General features: G+C 66.9%; 13 protein-coding genes. 6 read left to right on the plus strand and 7 right to left on the minus strand.

Features of this window, described 5'->3' with window-relative positions:
• Nucleotides 1–29 precede the first annotated feature (29 nt).
• The 3 genes from F1643_RS02010 to gmd are packed head-to-tail and all read right to left on the minus strand — an operon-like array spanning nucleotide 30 to nucleotide 3,954.
• Entirely contained in the window at nucleotides 30–1,871 is a 1,842-nt protein-coding gene (locus F1643_RS02010) for a hypothetical protein (RefSeq protein ID WP_194910233.1), read from the minus strand.
• Nucleotides 1,855–2,868: a GDP-mannose 4,6-dehydratase gene (locus F1643_RS02015; protein WP_194910235.1), complete on the minus strand. Its 1,014-nt coding sequence runs from the start codon at nucleotides 2,866–2,868 to the stop codon at nucleotides 1,855–1,857. The genes F1643_RS02010 and F1643_RS02015 overlap by 17 nt, the downstream gene beginning before the upstream one ends.
• A 30-nt stretch (nucleotides 2,869–2,898) precedes the next feature.
• Nucleotides 2,899–3,954, minus strand: a complete 1,056-nt coding sequence (gmd, locus tag F1643_RS02020) for a GDP-mannose 4,6-dehydratase (protein ID WP_194910237.1) — start codon at nucleotides 3,952–3,954, stop codon at nucleotides 2,899–2,901.
• A gap of 295 nt (nucleotides 3,955–4,249) precedes the next feature.
• Between gmd and F1643_RS02025 the strand changes: the two genes are divergently transcribed.
• From F1643_RS02025 to F1643_RS02035, 3 genes are read left to right on the plus strand one after another with little or no spacing between them, the layout of a single operon-like run.
• Nucleotides 4,250–6,184: a tetratricopeptide repeat protein gene (locus F1643_RS02025; RefSeq protein WP_194910239.1), complete on the plus strand. Its 1,935-nt coding sequence runs from the start codon at nucleotides 4,250–4,252 to the stop codon at nucleotides 6,182–6,184.
• Nucleotides 6,185–6,240: 56 nt separating this feature from the next.
• Entirely contained in the window at nucleotides 6,241–6,999 is a 759-nt protein-coding gene (locus F1643_RS02030) for a class I SAM-dependent methyltransferase (RefSeq protein WP_194910241.1), read from the plus strand.
• A complete protein-coding gene (locus F1643_RS02035) occupies nucleotides 6,992–7,918 on the plus strand; it encodes a class I SAM-dependent methyltransferase (RefSeq protein ID WP_194910244.1) in 927 nt (308 codons plus the stop codon). The genes F1643_RS02030 and F1643_RS02035 overlap by 8 nt, the downstream gene beginning before the upstream one ends.
• Nucleotides 7,919–7,960: 42 nt before the next feature.
• Here the strand turns inward: F1643_RS02035 and F1643_RS02040 are convergent, their stop codons facing one another.
• Nucleotides 7,961–9,094 (minus strand): glycosyltransferase family 4 protein, encoded by a 1,134-nt coding sequence (locus tag F1643_RS02040; RefSeq protein WP_194910246.1) that lies wholly within the window; start codon nucleotides 9,092–9,094, stop codon nucleotides 7,961–7,963.
• A gap of 547 nt (nucleotides 9,095–9,641) precedes the next feature.
• Between F1643_RS02040 and F1643_RS02045 the strand changes: the two genes are divergently transcribed.
• The gene (locus F1643_RS02045) at nucleotides 9,642–11,477 is read left to right on the plus strand and encodes a tetratricopeptide repeat protein (RefSeq protein ID WP_194910248.1); all 1,836 of its coding nucleotides are present in this window, start codon (nucleotides 9,642–9,644) and stop codon (nucleotides 11,475–11,477) included.
• Between the two features lie 27 nt (nucleotides 11,478–11,504).
• Here the strand turns inward: F1643_RS02045 and F1643_RS02050 are convergent, their stop codons facing one another.
• Nucleotides 11,505–12,674, minus strand: coding sequence for a glycosyltransferase family 4 protein (locus tag F1643_RS02050; protein ID WP_255542312.1), 1,170 nt, complete (start codon nucleotides 12,672–12,674; stop codon nucleotides 11,505–11,507).
• A 212-nt stretch (nucleotides 12,675–12,886) separates the two neighbouring features.
• On the opposite strand from F1643_RS02050, the gene F1643_RS02055 reads away from it, so the two are divergent.
• Nucleotides 12,887–13,855: a GDP-L-fucose synthase family protein gene (locus tag F1643_RS02055; protein WP_370540436.1), complete on the plus strand. Its 969-nt coding sequence runs from the start codon at nucleotides 12,887–12,889 to the stop codon at nucleotides 13,853–13,855.
• Nucleotides 13,856–13,888: 33 nt separating this feature from the next.
• Here F1643_RS02055 and F1643_RS02060 read toward each other — a convergent pair whose 3' ends face one another.
• Together F1643_RS02060 and F1643_RS02065 are read right to left on the minus strand one after the other, a co-directional pair.
• Nucleotides 13,889–14,737, minus strand: coding sequence for an FkbM family methyltransferase (locus F1643_RS02060; protein ID WP_194910252.1), 849 nt, complete (start codon nucleotides 14,735–14,737; stop codon nucleotides 13,889–13,891).
• 68 nt (nucleotides 14,738–14,805) lie between these two features.
• Nucleotides 14,806–16,779 (minus strand): tetratricopeptide repeat protein, encoded by a 1,974-nt coding sequence (locus tag F1643_RS02065; RefSeq protein WP_194910254.1) that lies wholly within the window; start codon nucleotides 16,777–16,779, stop codon nucleotides 14,806–14,808.
• 376 nt (nucleotides 16,780–17,155) lie between these two features.
• Between F1643_RS02065 and F1643_RS02070 the strand changes: the two genes are divergently transcribed.
• Nucleotides 17,156–19,312, plus strand: a complete 2,157-nt coding sequence (locus F1643_RS02070; RefSeq protein ID WP_194910256.1) for a peptidase domain-containing ABC transporter — start codon at nucleotides 17,156–17,158, stop codon at nucleotides 19,310–19,312.

Here is a 19,312-nt window from a genome sequence, read left to right on the forward strand (position 1 = left end):
GGATGCGCCGGTGTGGTGCACCCGGGTGGTTACGGCGCGCCTGCCGGGGCAGGGATGGGGGCAGGGGCGGGGAATCGCAGGCGCAAGGCGTCCTCCAGCGCGCCGATCACGGCGCTCCAGTCGCCCTGGCCGGCTTGCCGGAACACACGCGCCCGCGGATACCAATCACAGCGGTCGCCCTCCAGGTGCCATCGCCAGTCGCAGTGGCGCTGCACCATCACCCAGCATTCCAGCCCCAGCGTACAGGCCAGATGGGCAAGCCCGCAATCCACGCTGACGATCAGATCGCAGGCCATCATGATCGCGGCCAGATTGGGGAGACCCTGGAGTCCGAAGTCCTGCAGATTGTCGGGCAGGGAGCGGCCCAGCAGTTCCGCCTTGGCCACATTGTTCTGCAAAGCGATGAAGACCGCTCCATCACCGGCCCCATCACCGGCCCCATCACCGGCAATGACCGGCAGCAGCGGGGCAAGTCCGATCGAGCGGGGATCCTGCGCGTCTCCCGCCCACACTAGGCCGATATGCGGGCGGTCGCTGCGCCGTACGACGCGCCGCCAATCGGCGACCAGATCGGCCGGCAGCGGGAAGCAGGGGGCCGGCAGCGGCACGCGCAGCGGATCCAGCCCCAGGATGTTGGGCAGGCCGAACAGCTCGCACTCCCGTTCCGTCTCGACCGGGGTGCCGGGAGGCACCACCGTCACGCCGCGCAGGAGGGGGGAGTTGCGGAGCAGGGGCATCAGGTCGGGGCGGACCCGCAGGAAAACCCGTTCCACCCGCCGCACCGCTTCCGGCAGGAAACGAAGGAATTGCAGGAAGTCGCCGAGACCGTTGCTGTTGGCGACGAGCAGGCTGCGGCAGGGAGAGCCGTCCCATATCTCGGGTGAGCCCCCATGGACGAGCGCCCAGTCCTTCGGGTTCCACGCCCGGGCATAATCGCGCGTGGCCAGCCGCAGCAAACGCAGCTGATCGTAGATCTGAGCGTGGATCCGGGGGCTTGGCGTCAGGGCGAAGGCCGCCTCCGAACAGGCCAGGGCCAGGGCATGGTCGCCATGCTCGCTGTAGAGTGGGAAGGAGGCGTTGTGCAGCAGCGCGCTCATGAAATCCCGGTAGGGTGCCGGCAGATGCCGTCCGCACAAGGCCTGGATGCGGGATGCCGAGTCCAGCAGGGCCGGGTAATCCTTGGCCTCGCAGCGCTGCTCCAGCTCCCGGAAGAGATCGTTCAGGCATGCATGCAGGGAATGCTCCGCCTCCGGCGGCAGGCCTCCGATGTCGAGGGCGGCGGCGATCCGCTGCAGGGCGGCCCAGGGGCGGCCCTGCTGCCGGTCGATCTTCCCCAGCAGATGGAGGGCGTCGGCATGGCGGGGATCGACCTCCAGCACCGCACGGTAGCGGGCGGCCGCTTCTTCCCAACGGTCGGCCTGGTGATGCGCGACCCCTTGATGCAGCAAGGCCTGGAGCAGGTATCCGCGGACCTGCTCCAGGGCCGCCATCTCCGCATCGCTCAACCCGGCCAGCGGCAGCAGGTCGCACAACGCCTTGACCAGAAGCGGTTCCCCGTCCGCCATCCGCAGGAGTTGGGCGAGGGTGCCTTTCACGACGTCGTCGTGATTGCGGCGGATGGCGTCGTCGTCCGGTGCGGTGCGCAAGGAACGGCCGAGCAGGGCGAAGGACCGGGCATGCCGCTGGAACCTGCGTTCGACGATCGCGCAGAATTGCAGCGCGTGGGCGTCGTCGGGGTGCAGGGACAGGTAGGTGCTGGCCGCCGCGAACGCTCCGGCGGCATCGTCCGCTGCCAGACTGGCCGTGACCCGTGCCGCCAAACCGGATGGTCCGCCGTCGGTAACCGCTTCGCCGTTACTGGGCGTGGCCATCGGTTTGCTGCGCCCTGCGCGTCATCTCGGCCTCGGCCAGACCAGCGACCACCTCCGCCATGCGGCGTTCGGCGCGCCAGCCCAACAGCCGCTCCGCCTTGGCCGGATTGCCGACGCTGAAGGCGATGTCGGACGGGCGCAGCAGGGCGGCGTTGCCGTGGACATGCCGGCGCCAGTCCAGCCCGAAATAGGAGAAGGCCCGCTCGACGAAATCCTCCAGCCGGTGCGCCTCGCCGGTGGCGATCACGAAATCCTCTGGCTCGTCATGGGCCAGCATGCGGGCCATCGCGTCGACATATTCCGGCGCCCAGCCCCAGTCGCGGGCGATGGAAAGAGTCCCCAGCTCGAGGCTGTCGGTCTTCCGCTCGGCGATGTCGGCGGCGCCGCGGACGATCTTCTGGGTGACGTAGCGGACCGGACGCAGCGGCGATTCATGATTGAACAGGATGCCCGAACAGGCGAACAGCCCATAGGCCTCGCGGTAGTTGGCCACCGCCCAATAGGCCGCCGCCTTGCCCACCCCATAGGGGCTGCGGGGGTGAAAGGGGGTCGATTCGTCGGCCGGGCTTCCAGTGTTGCCGAAACACTCGCTGGACGAGGCGTTGTAGAACCGCGCGTCGAGCTTCAGGAAGCGGATCGCCTCCAGGATGTTGATGGTGCTGGTGATGGTGCTGTTCAGCGTCTCGACCGGCTGGTCGAAGGACAGCCCGACCGAGGCCTGGCTGGCGAGGTTGTAGATCTCGGCCGGGCGAACCCGGCTGATCACCTCGACCACGCTGCGGAAATCGGTCAGCACGGCCGAATGCAGGACGACCCGGCCGAAGATGCCGAGCCGCCGCAGGTTGGCGAAGCTCGACATCTCCCGGTCGCGCGAGGTGCCGTGGACCGTGTAGCCCTTGCCCAGAAGCAGTTGGGCGAGATAGGCGCCGTCCTGACCCGAGACGCCGAAGATCAGCGCGGTCTTCGGCTCGCTCCCGGTCGTCGTTCCGATGGTCATGAACAGCGCCTTGTCGGTCGCGGGGCCAGATTAGCGATGATCGTCCCCGTTGGCCGCCAGACGCATGTCGGCCTCGACCATTTCCCGCACCAGATCGCGGAAGGCGGTGGTGTGGGTCCAGCCCAGCTTCTCGCGCGCCTTGCTGGGATCGCCCAGCAGCAGGTCGACCTCGGTCGGGCGGAAATAGCGCGGGTCGATGCGGACCACCACCTTGCCGGTCTTCTGGCAGATGCCCTCTTCGTCCACGCCCTCGCCGCGCCACTCGATGCCGCGGCCGACATGGCCGAAGGCCAGCTCGACGAACTCGCGCACGCTGTGGGTCTCGCCGGTGGCCAGCACGTAATCGTCGGCCTCATCCTGCTGCAGGATGCGCCACATGCCCTCGACATAGTCCCGCGCATGGCCCCAGTCGCGCTTGGCGTCCAGGTTGCCGAGATACAGGCAGTCCTGGCGGCCATGCTCGATCGCCGCCACTGCGCGGGTGATCTTGCGGGTGACGAAGGTCTCGCCGCGGGTCGGGCCCTCATGGTTGAACAGGATGCCGTTGCTGGCGTGCATCCCATAGGCCTCGCGGTAGTTCACCGTGATCCAGTAGGCGTACAGCTTGGCGGCGGCATAGGGGCTGCGCGGGTAGAAGGGCGTGGTTTCGCGCTGCGGCGTGTCCTGCACCTTGCCGTACAGCTCCGAGGTGGAGGCCTGATAGAAGCGCGCGGTCTTCTCCAGACCCAGGATGCGGATCGCCTCCAAGAGGCGCAGCGTGCCGATGCCGTCGGCGTTGGCGGTGTATTCCGGCGTCTCGAAGCTCACATGGACGTGGCTCTGGGCGGCCAGATTGTAGATCTCGGTCGGCTGGATCTGCTGGACCAGGCGGATCAGGTTGGTGCTGTCGGTCAGATCGCCGTAATGCATGAAGAAGCGCACGTCCTCCTCATGCGGGTCGCGGTAGAGATGCTCCACGCGCCCCGTGTTGAAGGACGAGGACCGGCGCTTGACGCCATGGACGATATAGCCCTTCCCCAGCAGAAGCTCGGCAAGATACGCGCCATCCTGGCCGGTGGCGCCGGTGATGAGGGCAACTTTGCGCAAAGGACCGACCCTTGATCTGTACGGCGTTGATGATCGGGCACTATCCCCAAAGGGTCCGGGCAAGGCAAGGGGGCTTGCGTCCCGGTCCCAGAGAAGGCACCGCGCAGAGGCGGAACCGGGAGGCGGAACCGGGAGCCGGGATCGGGAGTAAGCCGGGGGCAGCCCGCGGCATGAACGGAGTTGAAGCGCCTATCGCGGAACGATAGGGTGCGCGCCGAACGGGCCGGCCGTCCCCGGCGGCCCCGGCCGGGGTGCGGCCGCGGGACCGGGGCGGGGCCGCACTGCACGGATCCTCATGACCACCGTCGCCGAAGCATTGCAGATTGCCGTCGGATACCATCGCGCCGACCGCTTCGACGAAGCGCGCGCGCTGTATCTGCGCATTCTGGAAGTCGATCCGCGCAACGCCCACGCCATGCACCTGCTGGGGCTGGCCGAACGCCGGCTGGGCCGCCCGGACAAGGCGCTGGAGATGATCCGCAACGCCCTGGACATCCTGCCTGGGATGGCCGACGCCTGCTACAATCTCGGCAGCACTTTGGCCGCACTCGGTCGGATCGACGAAGCGGTGGCGGCTCACCGCCGCGCCCTGGTCCTGGCGCCGGAACTGGAGGACGCCTACAACGCGCTCGCCGCGCTGCTGTGCGACCGTGGCGGTCCCCGCGACTGGGGGATGGCCATCCTGACCTTCCGCCGCGTGCTGAGGCTCAATCCGAACCGCATCGCCGCCTATCATGATCTCGGAATCGTATTGCGCCAGACTGGTGCGCTTAAGGAAGCGCAAACCAGTCAGCGTCTTGCGCTTTCCCTGCAGCCGGACTTCGGCGGTGCCTGTGCGAATCTCGGGAACATCCGGATCGAGATGGGCGATGCCGACGGGGCCATGGCCTGCTTCCGCCGCTCCCTTCTGCTGGAGCCGGAGCAGGGCGGGGTTCTCTACAACCAGGGCAATGCCCAGCATGCCGCCGGACTGGTCGAGGCGGCGGTCGAAAGCTATGCGCGCGCGGCGCGAGCTGGCATCACGCTGGCGCTTCCCCGGCTGGGCCACGCGCTGACAGAGCTGGGCCGGCTGGCGGAGGCCGAGCAGGTCCTGCGCGCGGCGCTGTTCAGCCCCGACGGCGATGTGCCCGGCGCCATCGACTTGCTGTCGACCCTTCTGATCCGCCAGGGCCGGCTGGAGGAATTGCGGCGCTTCTTTGCCGAATACCGCTATCCGCATGCGGCCAGCCCCGACGCCTTCCGCATCGACTGCCTGACCGCGATCGCCGAAAGCTGGGTGGCCGCCGGCGATTGGGAGCGCGCGGCGGCGCTGCTGGACGAGGTGCAGTGGCACGGCAGCCGGTTCTTCACCGTCAAGTCGATCGCCTGCCTGGGCCGGACCCTTGCCCGCCAGGGACGGCGCCTGGAGCGGCGGGAGAACCCCGATCCGTCGCAGCCGCGCATCTGCTCGTCGACGCTCGCCACCCATGGGCGCTTCGCCCACAATGTGCTGGAATATGTGCTGCTGCGGCTCTACGCCGAAAAATTCGGCTATCGGCTTGAGACGCCGGACTGGGTCGGCGGCTGTTATTTCGACCTCGATGATCCGAAACCGTCGGGCGGGCTGAAGCCGCTGTCCTACGGCCGGCACATGCTGAACGATCTGGTGACCGGCCGGCGCGACGACCCGCGCCGGAACGTCGACATCCTGTCGCCGCTGTTCCTGTTCGAGCATCGCGAGGAATGGCGCGAGCGGGTGCAGTCCTGGCTGCGGCCGCGGCCGGAATGGCTGCCCCATGTCGATCCGGTGGTGCAGGCGCTGAAGGCCCGCGGCAACACGGTGGTGGCGCTTCACATCCGCCGCGGCGACTTCGTCTGGTTCCGCTACACCATCACCGAAACCTCCTGGTACGTCGACTGGCTGAAGGCGCTGTGGCCGACGCTGGACCGGCCGGTGCTCTACATCGCCACCGACGACCCGGCCACCATCGCCGACTTCGCGGAGTTCGCACCGGTCTCGCTGAACCATTTGGTGAAGGACGGGGCGGTGCAGCCGTGGACGGGGCTGGAGTTCCTGCAGGACTTCCACGTGCTGATGAACGCCGACGTGCTGGGCGTCAGCGCCCAGAGCGGCTACAGCCAGCTGGCGGCGTTGCTGAACCGCAACGCCGGCCTGTTCGTCGAGCCGGATGCGGCGGCGCAGCGGATCAGGCCCTATTCCCCCTGGACGGCGTCGTCCAAGACCCCTTAAAGACCACCACCATCACGACCATAAGGACGCCCTCGAAAGGGCGGGAGGGCAGCCCCATGGATCTCGCGACCAAGGAATTCTACGACGACTTCTGGCCCCGTTTCGTCCCGATCTACGACGAGACCAAGAAGTACATGCTGGAGACGCTGACCGAGCGGCAGATCGGCCGTGCGCTCGATGCCGGCTGCGGCCACGGCATCTGCTCGGTCATCCTGTCGGAGATGGCGGAGCAGGTGGTGTCGGTCGACGTGTCGTCGGACAGCCTCGCCACCGCGCGCCAGCAGGCCCAGCGCTTCGGCCGCGACAACATCGAGTTCCACCACCAGGACCTGCAGGAACTGGACACGAACCTCGGCCCGTTCGATCTGGTCTGGTGCTGGGGCGTGGCGATGATGGCGCCCGACCCGATGAAGGTGATGCGCAACCTGATGGCCGTCACCAAGCCGGGCGGCACCGTCTATCTCGGCCTCTACCTGAAGACCTGGCTGTCGCCGGTGCATGAGGGCGTGCGTCATTTCTGCCGCGCCTACATGGACACGCCGGCCCGGCGCAAGCTGGTCGGCGGCTTCTTCACCGGGCTGACCAAGGTCGCCTGCGTCCTCAAGGGGCAGGAGATCAACCGCCGCGCCGACAACGTGTCGATCCAGGCCCAGGTCGAGGACTGGTACTATCCGCCCTACAAGACCTTCTATTCGATCGAGGAGATCGTCGCGCTGTTCGAGCGCAACGGCTTCAAGGCCGAGTGCATCCAGGACCGGCTGGGCCGGATGAAGAGCGCCACCATCTTCGTGATCCGGGCGACGAAGAATGCCTGAGGCGGCGGCGGGCCGGCAGGACGGGACGGCTCCTCCCGACTGGAAGGAACTGGGCCGGCTGCTGTCCCGCGGCTACATCGATAGCGGCTTCATCGGCGGCGTCACCCGCGTGCCGGTGGAGGACGTCGTGCGCGACATGCTGTCGGAGGCGCGCGCCGACGAGCAGGTGGCGGAGCTGCGGCGAACCGCCGCGGCCGCCGGCGTCGATGCCGACGCCGCCCGTATCCTGGAGGTCGGGTCCGGCTGCGGCATGACCGTGGTGCGCGGACGCACGGCCCATGGGCTGGACATCCACGGCATCGAGCCCAGCATGGGCGAATACAGCTCCACGCTCGACGTCTGCCGCCGGCTGATCGACCATTACGGACTGCCGGCCGACGCGGTGCGCGACGCCACCGGCGAGGCGATCCCGTTCCCGGACGCCAGCTTCGACATCGTCTATTCCTCCAACGTGCTGGAGCATGTCGGCGACCCGGCGGCGGTGCTGGACGAGGCGTTGCGCGTGCTGAAGCCGGGCGGGCTGCTGCTGATCGTCGTGCCCAATTACGGCTCCTGGTGGGAGGGGCATTACGGCATCCTGTGGCTGCCGCGGATGCCGGCCGGGCTGGCGAAGCTCTATGTCCGGCTGTTCGGGCGCGACCCGGCCTATGTCGACACCCTCAACCTGATCGACCGCCCCTGGTTCGACCGCTGGCTCGGCCGCCATCCCGGCCGGCTGGAGGTGCTCGACTGGGGCTGGGGCGTGTTCGAGCAGCGCCTGCGCACGCTGGGCTTCGGCGACTGGGCGGCGCTGTCGGTCGCCAAGCGCATCGTCACCTTCGTCCACCGCTCCGGCCTGCTGGAACCGGCGATCTGGCTGGCGCGGCGCCTGCACTGGGAAACGCCGATCATCTTCGCGGCGCGGAAGCGCTCGGCCTGATGGCCGTGCAGGCCTGGGGGGTACTCTGCAAATCTCCTCTGGTCAGCGTCCGGTTCGATGGAGGGCGATCAGCGATTTCCATTCGAGGACCCGGTTCTCCCAGCGGTAGTTGGCTGTGAATGCCTGCCGCTGAAGGCGGAGTGAAGCAGCCAGATCCGTACCATCGCCATCACGCCATTGCTTGAGCTTCGTGATCAGAGCGGCCTTGAAGGCCTCTTCGAAGCTGTCGCCGCCGTTACCGTAGGGAACCATGGTGGCGAAGCCGGCCGTGCTTTCCGGAAGTGCTCCACGATCCGTGCAGACCAGACTGCAGCCGGCGGCAAGTGCTTCAAGCGGCGCAATGCCTGAGGTTTCCTCGATAGCGGTGGGGTAGGCGACGATGGCGGTGTTCAGCAACTGCTCTGAAAGGCGGGCATGGGAGAGAGGGCCGCGATATTCGGCGCCCTCCACGTTCAGGTTGCTGAGCAGGCTGTTGTAGTGTTCGTTCGCCTCCGTGATGCCGTAGATCGACTGGCCGGAGTAGATGGTCAGCTTTGCGGTCGGGCATTCGGCCATGATCTCCGGCCACAGTTTCAGCAGGGTTTCCAGCCCGCGCGGCGGCGCCGAGACATAGGCCACCTCCAGCGCCGCCCGCTTCCGATCGAACAGTCCGGCCTCGTCGTCTTGCGGCCGGAGGATGAAGGGGTTGCAGGCGTTGCGGATCACATGGCACCGCTCAGCGGCAATGGTGTCCTTGAACTTTTCCAGGAAGACCCGCCTTTGCGACTCGCTGACGAAAACAATTCCATCGGGAGAGCGCGCATGCTCAGTGTCCAGGTAATGAGCAAAAATACCCAGATCCTGAAACATCACGTCATGGTGGATATGAACCCATAGAAAAACCGGAGTTGAAGGGAAAAGCTTCTTTATCTTTGTCGCATTGTTCGCATTATTATTGATGATGATCGCATCTGACCCGGAAATATCCGAGACGGTTAGATTGATGCAGTTCATTATCTGGACACCACTCTTGCGCGATCCGGATTCGCTAAGAATGGAAAGGGTCACTTGATGACCTTCTTTGGCAAGGCAATCAGAAAAATATATCAGCGATGAAGCGATTCCCCCCATTCCTTTTGTCTCTGTAAAAGAATCGCTCGCATTCGTCTGATAAGGATCAAGGATGAAAAGCTTCATGATTAAAAGATCCTTTTGGAAGCGCATGGAGCGGTGACGTTCATCGGGGTAACGCGTGCATCGTCCTGCGGGCAAGTGTCGTAGATCGCCGGCTGACGCGCTTCATAAGCTTTCCGCCTTTGACTTTCCAGGGGAAGAAGCAACGCTGTTCCCCGTGAAGGTATCCCCCACCTGATACACTGCTCGACTGATCGTGAATTTTTCAAACGATGGGATGGCTTTGAAGGATTGCAATATCGACGGCCTGTCGTAGCGATTGACCTGTCAAATTGGCCTGTGCTATCCGCGCGGATGATGCGCCGGGACCAGACAGGCAAAGTGTCTGTCTCGGCCATGAGGTTTCGCCCAAGCAGTTTTCCCGATCGGGCCGCAGGCTGATCAGGAGGACGCTGCTGCGGGTCGCATGGTTTTCAGATTTCCCGGATCCCCCATTGCATGGATGGGGTTCGGAAAAGCTGTTCGGGACACCTGCCCTCTGTATTGCCCCACGCGTTCGTAGAGCAGGGCGGGGCGCTTGCATTGCCAACCTTTCGGTCAAGATCACGACATGGGACAAGACACCGCGCGCGCCATCGAGCAGTACCGGGCCGGCCGCCGCGACGAAGCCCTGGCCCTGGCCGAGCAGGCGTTGCGCGGGAACCCCGAAGAGTCCGGGGCGCTCAACCTCGCCGGCGCCATCCTGTACGAGCTTGGCCGCCTGGACGAGGCGGAGGAGCGGCTGGCGCGGCTGGTCGCGCTCGACCCCCTCTTCGTGCAGGCCCGCATCAATCTGGCGGTCGTTTGGCAGGCGAAAGGCGCCGGGATCAAGGCCGCCGCCCAGTTCCGCATCGTCGCGGCGCTGATCCCCGACCAGATGGAGGCGCATGAGCGCCTGGGCAGCCTGCTGCACGGGCTGGGCGACCATGTGGGCGCCACCCGCCATCTCCGCCACGCCGTCGGGCTGGCGCCCGAGGATCCCAACCGCCGGGTGCTGCTGTCGGTGTCGCTGATGTCGAACGGCGCCTATGACGAAGCGGTCGACATCCTGTCCGGCGTGCTGGCGCGGAATCCCGACCATGGCGACGCCCGCAGCCATCTGGCCGGAGCGTGGCTGTCGCTCGGCCGTCCCGATCTGGCGGAGGAGGTGCTGTCGGAGGCATCGGCTGAGGTGGGGCCGGATGCCGCTCCCCTGGCCGGCGGCGCGGCCGAAATCCTGGGCCGTGCCCGTCTCTACCGCCGCATCGCCGACGAGGGGTGCCGGCCGCAAGTCCCGGACGGGATGCTGGTGCGTGCACCCTTCTCGGTGCTGTCCGGCTACGGCGATTTCGCCCAGCATTTCGTGCGCAGCCTGATGGAGCGCGGGCAGACCCTGCGGCTGGCCGGGCTGAAGGGCGAGGAGAGCTGGCGCCCCGCCTTTGCCGATCCGATCCTGCAGGCGGCGGCGCGCCGGCTGGACGACCCGATGCGACCCAGACTGGCGCTCAGCATGCTGACCCCGCCGCTGGTCGAGCCGATCCCCGGCGTGCCGACCGTCAACTACACCATGTTCGAGGGGCCCCGGATCCCCGACGGCTGGGCCGCCTGCAACCGGGCGCATGATCTGGTGGTCGTCCCGACCGAGTCCTCGCGGCTGGCCTGGATCGCCGCCGGCCATCCGGAGGACCGCATCCGCGTCTGCCCGCCCGGCATCGCTCCCAACCCGGCGGACGCCGCCGCCCGGCCGATGGCCCTCATGGGGCCGCGCGGACGGGCGGTCATGGACTACCGGGTGCGCGTCCTCAACATCTCCGACTTCGTCGCGCGCAAGAACCTGGACGGGCTGTTGCGGGTCTGGCTGCGCGCCACCCGCGCCGATGACGACGCGATCCTGATCCTGAAGGTGGGGAAGGGCGGGGCGTCGCTGGTCGGCGAGGTCCGCCGGCTGGTCGAGCAGGGCATGCGCGCCACCGGCCGCCGGCTGGACGAGGCCGCCCCGATCGCGCTGCTGACCGACCGCTTCGACGAACAGGGCATCGCCGCCCTCTACGCCATGGCGACCCATTACTTCAGCCTGTCGCATGGCGAGGGCTGGGACCTGCCGATCACCCGGGCCGGCTGCCTGGGCGCCGGCCTGATCGCGCCCCGGCACAGCGCCTACACCGCCTATCTGAACGACGAGGTCGCCCACCTGATCCCCTGCACCACCGGCCCGGCGCGGATGCCCTACAGCGAGGCCTATTACCCGCCCTTCCATGGGCTGGACTGGTGGCATCCGGACGAGGACGCCGCGGCCGACATCCTGTCCCGCGTCATCCGCGACCCCGACGGTGAGCGCCGCGACGCCGCCCGTCACCTGAGGGAGAGCTTCACCTGGGACGCCGCGGCGCACCGGCTGCTGGACGCCCTCGACGGGGTGGGGCGCTGATCCTTCCTGAAATTATTGCCCCGAAAATCACTGCGTGGCGTCGACGAACGCCTCAGCGAAGGCGCGCCAGCTGCGTTCGGTGCGGATGAAGGCCTTGGCGCGGTCGGCGCGGGCCTTGGCGGCGGCGCGGTCGGCATGGATGCGCTCCAGCGCCTCCACCAGTTCGTCGACGGAGGACTCGCCCCAGCCGAAACGGCTGCCGTCGCGGTCGGCGACCGGAACCTGCCGGTCCAGCGTCAGGCACAAATCGTCGCCCTGGGTCCGGCTCTTCAGCAGGTCGCGGTGGCCGGTGTTGTTGGACAGCACCACCGGGACGCCGCAGGCCATCGCCTCCATGGCGACGAGGTTGGTCGCCCCTTCGCAGCGGTTGGGGAAAACGGCGGCGTGGCAGTCGGCCAGCAGACCGGCGATCTGGTGGCGGCCGAGGAAGCCCAGGTCGAGGAATCCCTCCTCGTCGGCGCCGTTCTCCAGCGCCCAGGTCTTCACGTCGACCATGTTGTTGGGCAGGATGCGCGGCGGCTTCGGCACCAGCGGCGATTCCGCCATGGTCATGCCGACCTCCGGCCAGGCGTTCTGCCAGGCGGTGACCAGCAGCGCCTCCGGGTGGCGCTGACGGAAGCGCAGGAAGGCGGCCAGCACGATGTCCTGTCCCTTGCGGAACTCCAGCTTGCCGCCCGAGAAGACGACGAAGCGGTCGCCGAACCGGCCGCTCGGCTCCGCCTCCACCATCTCGGTCGGGTCGATGCCCTGGAAGGCGAGGCCGACATTGTCGAAGCCCCAGATCTCCAGAAGCTGCCTGTTGTAGGTGGAATGCACGACGATGCGGTCGTACTGGCGGGCGCGGGCCATCACCTCGGGCGTGAAGCGGGTGTCCTCATAGGCGATGACGCCGACGTTGCGCCGGCCGCGGAAGCGCGCTGACGGGCCGCCGGCGTTGAAGCCGTTGCCCAGCGCATGCAGGACGTCGAACTCCTTCACCAGCAGCATGTGCCCCTTGGCGTTGTCGGCCATGGCGGCGACCTGCTGATAAGGCGCCTCCAGCGATTGCAGCTTGGCGCGGTTTTCCGGACGCAGGGTTCCCATCAGCGGCTTTTCGAGCAGCAGCGGCGGCCGGCCCATGTCGGCGAGGTACAGGGCGGTGTGGACACCCACCAGTCCCCAGCCGTGGACCTCAGTGAGCTGCCAGGTGAAAGCCAAGTTCGGAATCATGATGGAAAACCCTGTTCTGGCGGCCTGCCTTTGCGGCCGTGGCGCTGCTGTGGGGCGCCTTGCCCGGAGCGGGCGGACGATCCCGCGGCGGTACCGCGCTTGTCAAGTCGGGCGGGCCGAGGTCGAGCGGAAGCGGGCTGGATTCCCCGCCGTCCGGATGCTACGACAGCGACGGCTTTTCATATCGGCATGGTGCGACGGTGCGGACGGAAGCGCTTTTCTCCCTGGAGGGCAAACGGGTCTGGGTGGCCGGTCATCGCGGCATGGCGGGTGCGGCCATCGTCCGTCGGCTGGAACGCGAGCCGTGCGAGCTGATCACCGTCGGCCGTGACCGCGTCGACCTGCGCCGCCAGGCCGAGGTCGAGGACTGGATGGCCGAAGCGAAGCCGGATGCGGTCTTCGTCGCCGCGGCCACCGTTGGCGGCATCCTCGCCAATTCCACCCGTCCGGCCGAGTTCCTTTACGACAACCTGGCGATCGAGACCAACATCATCCACGGCGCCTACCGCGTCGGCGTGAAGAAGCTGGTCTTCCTGGGCTCGTCCTGCATCTATCCCCGTCTGGCCGAGCAGCCGATGCGCGAGGATGCCCTGTTGACCGGCCCGCTGGAGCCGACCAACGAGTGGTACGCCATCGCCAAGATCGCCGGCATCAAGCTGTGCCAGGCCTACCGGCGCCAGTATGGCTGCGACTTCATCTCGGCTATGCCGACCAACCTTTATGGTCTGAACGACAATTTCGACCTGCAGGGGGGCCATGTCGCCGCCGCCCTGCTGGCCAAGATCCACCGCGCCAAGGTGGAGGGGCAGCCCTTCGTCGAGCTGTGGGGCACCGGGTCGCCCAAGCGCGAGTTCCTGTTCGCCGACGATCTGGCCGACGGTCTGGTCTTCCTGGCCCGGCATTATTCGGGTGAGCCGCACGTCAATGTCGGCACCGGGACCGAGGTGTCGATCCGGGAACTGGCGGAACTGATCCGCGACGTCGTCGGCTATGAGGGCGAGTTCCGCTTCGACACCTCCAAGCCGGACGGCAGCCCGCGCAAGCTGATGGAGGTCAGCCGGATGGCGGAGATGGGGTGGACCGCCCCGACGCCGCTGCGCGAGGGCTTCGCCATCACCTACCGCTGGTTCCTGGAGAATGTCGGCCGCGGCACCTTGCGGGGCCTCTGACCCCCGCAAGAGCTGCCGCAGACGGTGTCGGCGTTACAACTGCGGCACATAGGGTTCGACGGGCCAGCCGGCGGCCACATCCTGCTGGGTGCTGAACAGCAGATTGAGGAAATAGTCCGACTGGAGCCGGGTGCCCGGGGGGATCAGCTTGGGAAGCGATCCGTCCGGATAGAGCAGGAAGGTCGAATAGCCGTGTCCTTCCATCAGGGACCGCAGGCTGGCCTGCGAGCATCCCATCTTGCTCAGCCCGAATTCGTGCAGTTCCGCGACGACGTAAGGCACCTTGTGGTTCCTGATCAGGGAGCCGGCGCCCTCCAGGATCCGCTGCTCGGCTCCCTCGGTGTCGATCTTGATCAGCCTCGGCACGGGGAGACCGGCTGCGGCGACCGCCTGCTCCAGGGTGGTGGCCGACAGCGTATGGGCGATCGGATTTTCCGAAGTCTTCTGGTTGCCGGGGAACTGGCCGGGATCCCACAGGGCATTGCCGCCGCTGTCGTCGCTGTTGATGAAGAAGCTGACCTCGCCCTCCTTGTCGGTGACCGGGCGGTCCGAAACGGTCACATGGCTGAAGCCGTTCAGGGCAAGGTTGTTCTTCAACCGTGACAGGTTGTGGGCTCCCGGCTCGATGCTGAGGACCCGCCCGGCCGCCCCGGTGAGGGCGCCCAGAAGAACCGAGAAGAAGCCGGCATTCGCGCCCACGTCCACGACGCTGTCGCCGTCGCGGACCAGACGGATCAGGGTCAGCGAGACGTCCGGCTCGTAATAGCGGCCGCTGCGAATGAAGGACGCGATGGTTTTTTCGTTTTTGTATTGCTCGTCGAGGTCGAGCTTGACCTGCAACTTCCTGTCAGGAAGCTCCAGGTTGATGGTGATCACTGACATGGCGGCTTTCCTGTAGGACCGACTGTTTCTGCACCGGCTGCCGGACCGGTGGTTTCGGGTGAATCATCTCACGCCTGGGAAGCGCCGGCCACCCAGTCGCGCCACATGGCGCGGTAGGCCGCCTCGACCGAGCGGGCGAAGCCCTCGTAGTCGGTCAGCGGGGCGGCGTTCAGCCGGTCGCGCATCGTCCGGCGCAGCGTCGTCATCCGCTCCAGATCGCCGGCAAGCGCCACCGCGGCGGCGATGTAGCCCGCCTCGTCGGATGCCACCAGTTCGCTCAACCCGCAATGGGTCAGCAGGCTGGCGCCGACCCGGGCGACATGGTTGACGCCGGCCACCGTTACCACCGGCACGCCCATCCATAGCGCTTCGCAGGTGGTGGTGGTGCCGTTGTAGGGGAAGGGATCCAGCCCGATGTCGAGGCGGTCGTAGGCGCGCAGATGCCCGTCCGCGGCGTCGATGCGGGCCAGCAGCTCAATCCGGGCGGCATCGATCCCGAATTTGACGAAGGTGTTCAGATAGCGCCGGCGCGTCTCCTCGTCGCCCATTTGGGCGCTCTTGACGATCAGGCGGGAGTTCGGAACCCGCTTCAGGATCTCCGCCCAGACCCGCACCACCTCCCCGGTCACCTTGGAGGTGTTGTTGAAGGAGCCGAAGGTGACATGGCCGTTGGTGCGGAACGGCGGCTCGGCCGGCGGGGCGACGTCCACCGGCGGGCGGTAGCTGTGGAAGCCGTGCGGCAGCCGGACGATGCGCTCGGCGCTCAGCCGGTCGGCCTCGCCCGGCGGTTCGGCGATGGCGTCGCTGAAGCGCCAGTCGATGGCCCGCATGCCGGTGGTGTCGGGATAGCCCAGCCATGTCGCCTGGACAGGAGCCGGCTTGCGGGCGAACAGGGTCAGGCGGTTGTTGGCGGTGTGGCCGGTCAGATCGACCAGGATGTCGATGCCGTCCTGCTCGATCAGGGCGGCGGCCTGCGCATCCTCCACCCCGACCAGTGAGCGCCAGCCGTCGGCCAGTCCCTTCAGCCGTGCGGTGACCATGTCGGAGCGCGTCGCCGCGTGATAGCAGAATACCTCGAAACGCTCGCGGTCATGCTCGCGGATCAGCGGCTCGGCGAAGAAGGCGACCGAATGGGCGCAGAAGTCGGGCGAGACATAGCCGACGCGCAGGCGGCGTTCGGGGTCGCGCGGGTTGGCGTGGCGCTTGCCGGCGGGCAGCAGCGGGTCGGCATGGCGCTGCGCCCATACCGCATGGGCCTTGAAGATGGTCTCGGGCGGGACGGCGGGGGTGTAGTGCAGGGCCAGCAGCAGGTTGGAATGCATCAGCGCATGGGTCGGATGCGCCTCCAGCCCCTTCTGGAAGACGCCGATCGCCTCATCGATGCGGCCCATCTCCTTCAGCGTCTCGCCCAGATTGTTCCAGGCTTCGGCCGACTTCGGCTCGGCCTTCAGCGCGGCGACAAAGCATTCCACGGCGCGGGCCAGTTCGACCGCCCCCTTGTGCAGGTCGCCCAGGTTGCACAGCGCCGCCGCCATGTCCGGCTTCAGGCGCAGCGCCTCGCCGTAGGAGGCTTTGGCCGCCTCGCGGTCGCCGCGGCTGCGCAGGATGTTGGCGAGGTTGAAATGGGCCTCCGCATAGTCGGGCTTCAGCCGGATGGCGGTGCGCAGCGACTCCTCCGCCTCCGCCGCCCGTCCCAGGTCGAGCAGCAGGCAGCCGTGGTTGCTGTGGACGAAGGGATCGGTGGCGTTGCGGGCGATCGCCCGGCGGTAACAGTCGATGGCCTCGTTCCAGTCGCCGCGGGCGCGCAGGATAACGGCGAGGTTGTTGTTGGCGTTGGCATGGTCCGGGTCGGCGGTCAGCACGGCGCGGTAGCCGGCCTCGGCCTCCGCCGTCCGTCCTGCCCGGTGCAGGGTCAGCGCGCGGGCGAAGCCGGCGTCCGCCGCCTCCGCTCCAGCCGCCGGCACCGTGCCGCGCGGGGAGAGGGCCGGGGCCGGAGAGGCTGGGCGCCTGGCCTTGGCCTGCTTGCGTGAAGGCTTTTTCATCGGGCTGACCGCCTGGTGTTAAGTCTCTGTCGGCAAAGAACCGTCCTGCCGGTCGATAGCAATGACCGTACAGTGTTCGCAAGCAGCATCTCATCCGTCGCCGGGCCTGCGCCCGGATGTGCCGAAACAGACACATGGACTGGGGACATATGATGGACGGGGGATGCTCCCTGGGACAGATGGCTTGCCGCTGTTGGGCGTCTTCTGCTATTCCAGCGGAATCGCGTGGACATTCATCGTCCGCAAGTGGCGGACGCGAACCGCGCATCGTCGCGCCTCCGGGCCTAAGGAGCGCATGGTCGATCGAGACCGGGTGACCGAACGGTATGAAGACCTTGCTTTCGCGACGCAATTCCTATCATTTACGGCGGTTCCTATGACACTCGCTGCGGAAGTCCCCTGCGCCCACACCGGGCTGCATTCCCTGGCCGTCGTCGCGCGCCAGCGTGGTCTCGACGTTTCGGCGGAGCGGCTTCAGCACAGCAACGTCATTGGGAACGAGGAGCTGGATACGGCCCGCCTCCTGCGCGTCGCCAAGTCGATCGGCCTGAAGGCCGAGGCGACGACGCTGGACTGGGAAGATCTGGGCAAGCTCCAGGACGCCTTCCCCGCCATCCTGCGCCTGCGCAACGGCAACTCGATGGTCGTCGTCGGCTTCGGCAAGCAGGGCGATACCGAGGTCGCCATCCTGCAGGATCCGCTGGCCGGGCAGGAACTGATCCTGCCGGTTGACCGCATCCGGCTGAGCCAAGCTTGGGCCGGCGAAATCGTGCTGCTGAAGCGCGACTACGGCCTGACCGACAGCGAGCAGCCCTTCGGCCTGAAGTGGTTCCTGGTGGAGATCCTGCGCCACAAGCGCATCTTCCGCGACATCGGCATCGCGGCGATTCTGATGAGCCTGTTCGCGCTCGCCATGCCGATCTTCTTCCAGCTGGTGATCGACCGCGTGCTGGTCCACCGCAGCATGGGCACGCTCAGCGTGCTGATGATCGGCATGGTCGGCGTCATCCTCTTCGAGGCGGCCTTTGCCTACCTGCGCCAGTACCTGATGCTCTACGCGACGAAAAAGATCGACGCGAAGATGAACGTTCAGGTCTTCAACAAGCTCATCGGCTTGCCGATGCATTATTTCGAGCGGGTCTCTTCGGGCGAGATCGTTAAGAACGCCCAGCAAGCGGAGCGCATCCGCAACTTCCTGACCGGCCAGCTCTTCATGACGATGCTGGACACGGTCTCGCTGGTCGTCTTCCTGCCGCTTATGTTCATGTACAGCGTGCCGCTGACCTTTCTGGTCCTTGGCTTCTCGGTGCTGATGGCGATCAACATCGGCATCATGATTCCGCTGATCAAAGGGCGGCTGAAGGAGCTTTACCAAGCCGAGGTGCGCCAGCAGTCGTTCCTGATCGAAAACATTCACGGCATGCGGACGGTGAAGTCGCTGGCGCTCGATTCCCGCCAGAAGCTGGAGTGGGACCACCGCGTCGCCCGCGCCGCCGAGCAGCGTTTCGACGTGGGCCGCGTCATGATCATCGGCCAGACCATCGCCCAGCCGCTGAACCAGCTGATGATGGCCTGCCTGCTGGGCTTGGGCACCTATCTGGCGCTGAACGGCGAACTGATGATGGGCGTCCTGATCGCCTTCTACATCCTGGCCGGCCGCGTCACCCAGCCTCTGCTGCAGATGGCCCAGCTGGTGCAGCAGTTCCAGGAGGTGTCGATCTCGATCCAGATGCTCGGCACGATCATGAACCATCCACCGGAGGAGGGCCGCACTGGCCGCGGCCTGCGTACGCCGCTGCGCGGCACGGTGGAGTTCCAGGAGGTTCGCTTCCGCTATGCTCCCACCGCCCCGCCGGCGCTCGACGGCGTCTCCTTTACCGCGGCCGAAGGCATCATCCTTGGCGTCATGGGCCGCAGCGGCTCGGGCAAGACGACGCTGACCCGCCTGCTGCAGGGGCTGCACCGTGCGCAGGAAGGGCTGATCCGCATCGACGGCCGTGACCTGCGCGAATACGACCTGGACCATCTGCGCGCGTCGATCGGCGTGGTGCTGCAGGACAATTTCCTGTTCACCGGCACCATCCGCGAGAATGTCTCCGCCGCCAAGCCGGGGGCCACGACCGACGAAATCCTGAAGGTCATCCAGCTGGCCGGCGCCGACGAGTTCGTCGAGCGGCTGCCCAAGGGCCTGGACACCATGCTGGAGGAAGGCTCCTCCAACCTGTCCGGCGGCCAACGGCAGCGTCTGGCCATCGCCCGCGCTCTGCTGACCAACCCAAAGATTCTGATCCTGGACGAGGCGACCAGCGCGCTCGACGCCGAGAGCGAGGCCATCGTCCAGGCCAACCTGATGAACATCGCCCGCGGCCGCACCGTGATCATCATTTCGCACCGTCTGTCCTCGCTGGTGCCGTCGGATAGCATCCTGGTGATGGACCGCGGCAAGGTGGTGGACAGCGGCAAGCATGACGAGCTGCTGGAACGCTGCGCCATCTACCAGCATCTCTGGCACCAGCAGAACCGGCACATCTAG

Source organism: Azospirillum sp. INR13, assembly GCF_015390205.1.
Lineage (GTDB): Bacteria > Pseudomonadota > Alphaproteobacteria > Azospirillales > Azospirillaceae > Azospirillum.

What these genes read in the sequence shown, in the direction of transcription:
- F1643_RS02065 (WP_194910254.1), bottom strand. Translation starts at nt 16,779, where the DNA reads ATGAAAAAGCCTTCACGCAAGCAGGCCAAGGCCAGGCGCCCAGCCTCT.
- F1643_RS02025 (WP_194910239.1), top strand. Translation starts at nt 4,250, where the DNA reads ATGACCACCGTCGCCGAAGCATTGCAGATTGCCGTCGGATACCATCGC.
- F1643_RS02045 (WP_194910248.1), top strand. Translation starts at nt 9,642, where the DNA reads ATGGGACAAGACACCGCGCGCGCCATCGAGCAGTACCGGGCCGGCCGC.
- F1643_RS02030 (WP_194910241.1), top strand. Translation starts at nt 6,241, where the DNA reads ATGGATCTCGCGACCAAGGAATTCTACGACGACTTCTGGCCCCGTTTC.
- F1643_RS02035 (WP_194910244.1), top strand. Translation starts at nt 6,992, where the DNA reads ATGCCTGAGGCGGCGGCGGGCCGGCAGGACGGGACGGCTCCTCCCGAC.
- F1643_RS02060 (WP_194910252.1), bottom strand. Translation starts at nt 14,737, where the DNA reads ATGTCAGTGATCACCATCAACCTGGAGCTTCCTGACAGGAAGTTGCAG.
- F1643_RS02040 (WP_194910246.1), bottom strand. Translation starts at nt 9,094, where the DNA reads ATGAAGCTTTTCATCCTTGATCCTTATCAGACGAATGCGAGCGATTCT.
- F1643_RS02010 (WP_194910233.1), bottom strand. Translation starts at nt 1,871, where the DNA reads ATGGCCACGCCCAGTAACGGCGAAGCGGTTACCGACGGCGGACCATCC.
- F1643_RS02015 (WP_194910235.1), bottom strand. Translation starts at nt 2,868, where the DNA reads ATGACCATCGGAACGACGACCGGGAGCGAGCCGAAGACCGCGCTGATC.
- F1643_RS02070 (WP_194910256.1), top strand. Translation starts at nt 17,156, where the DNA reads ATGACACTCGCTGCGGAAGTCCCCTGCGCCCACACCGGGCTGCATTCC.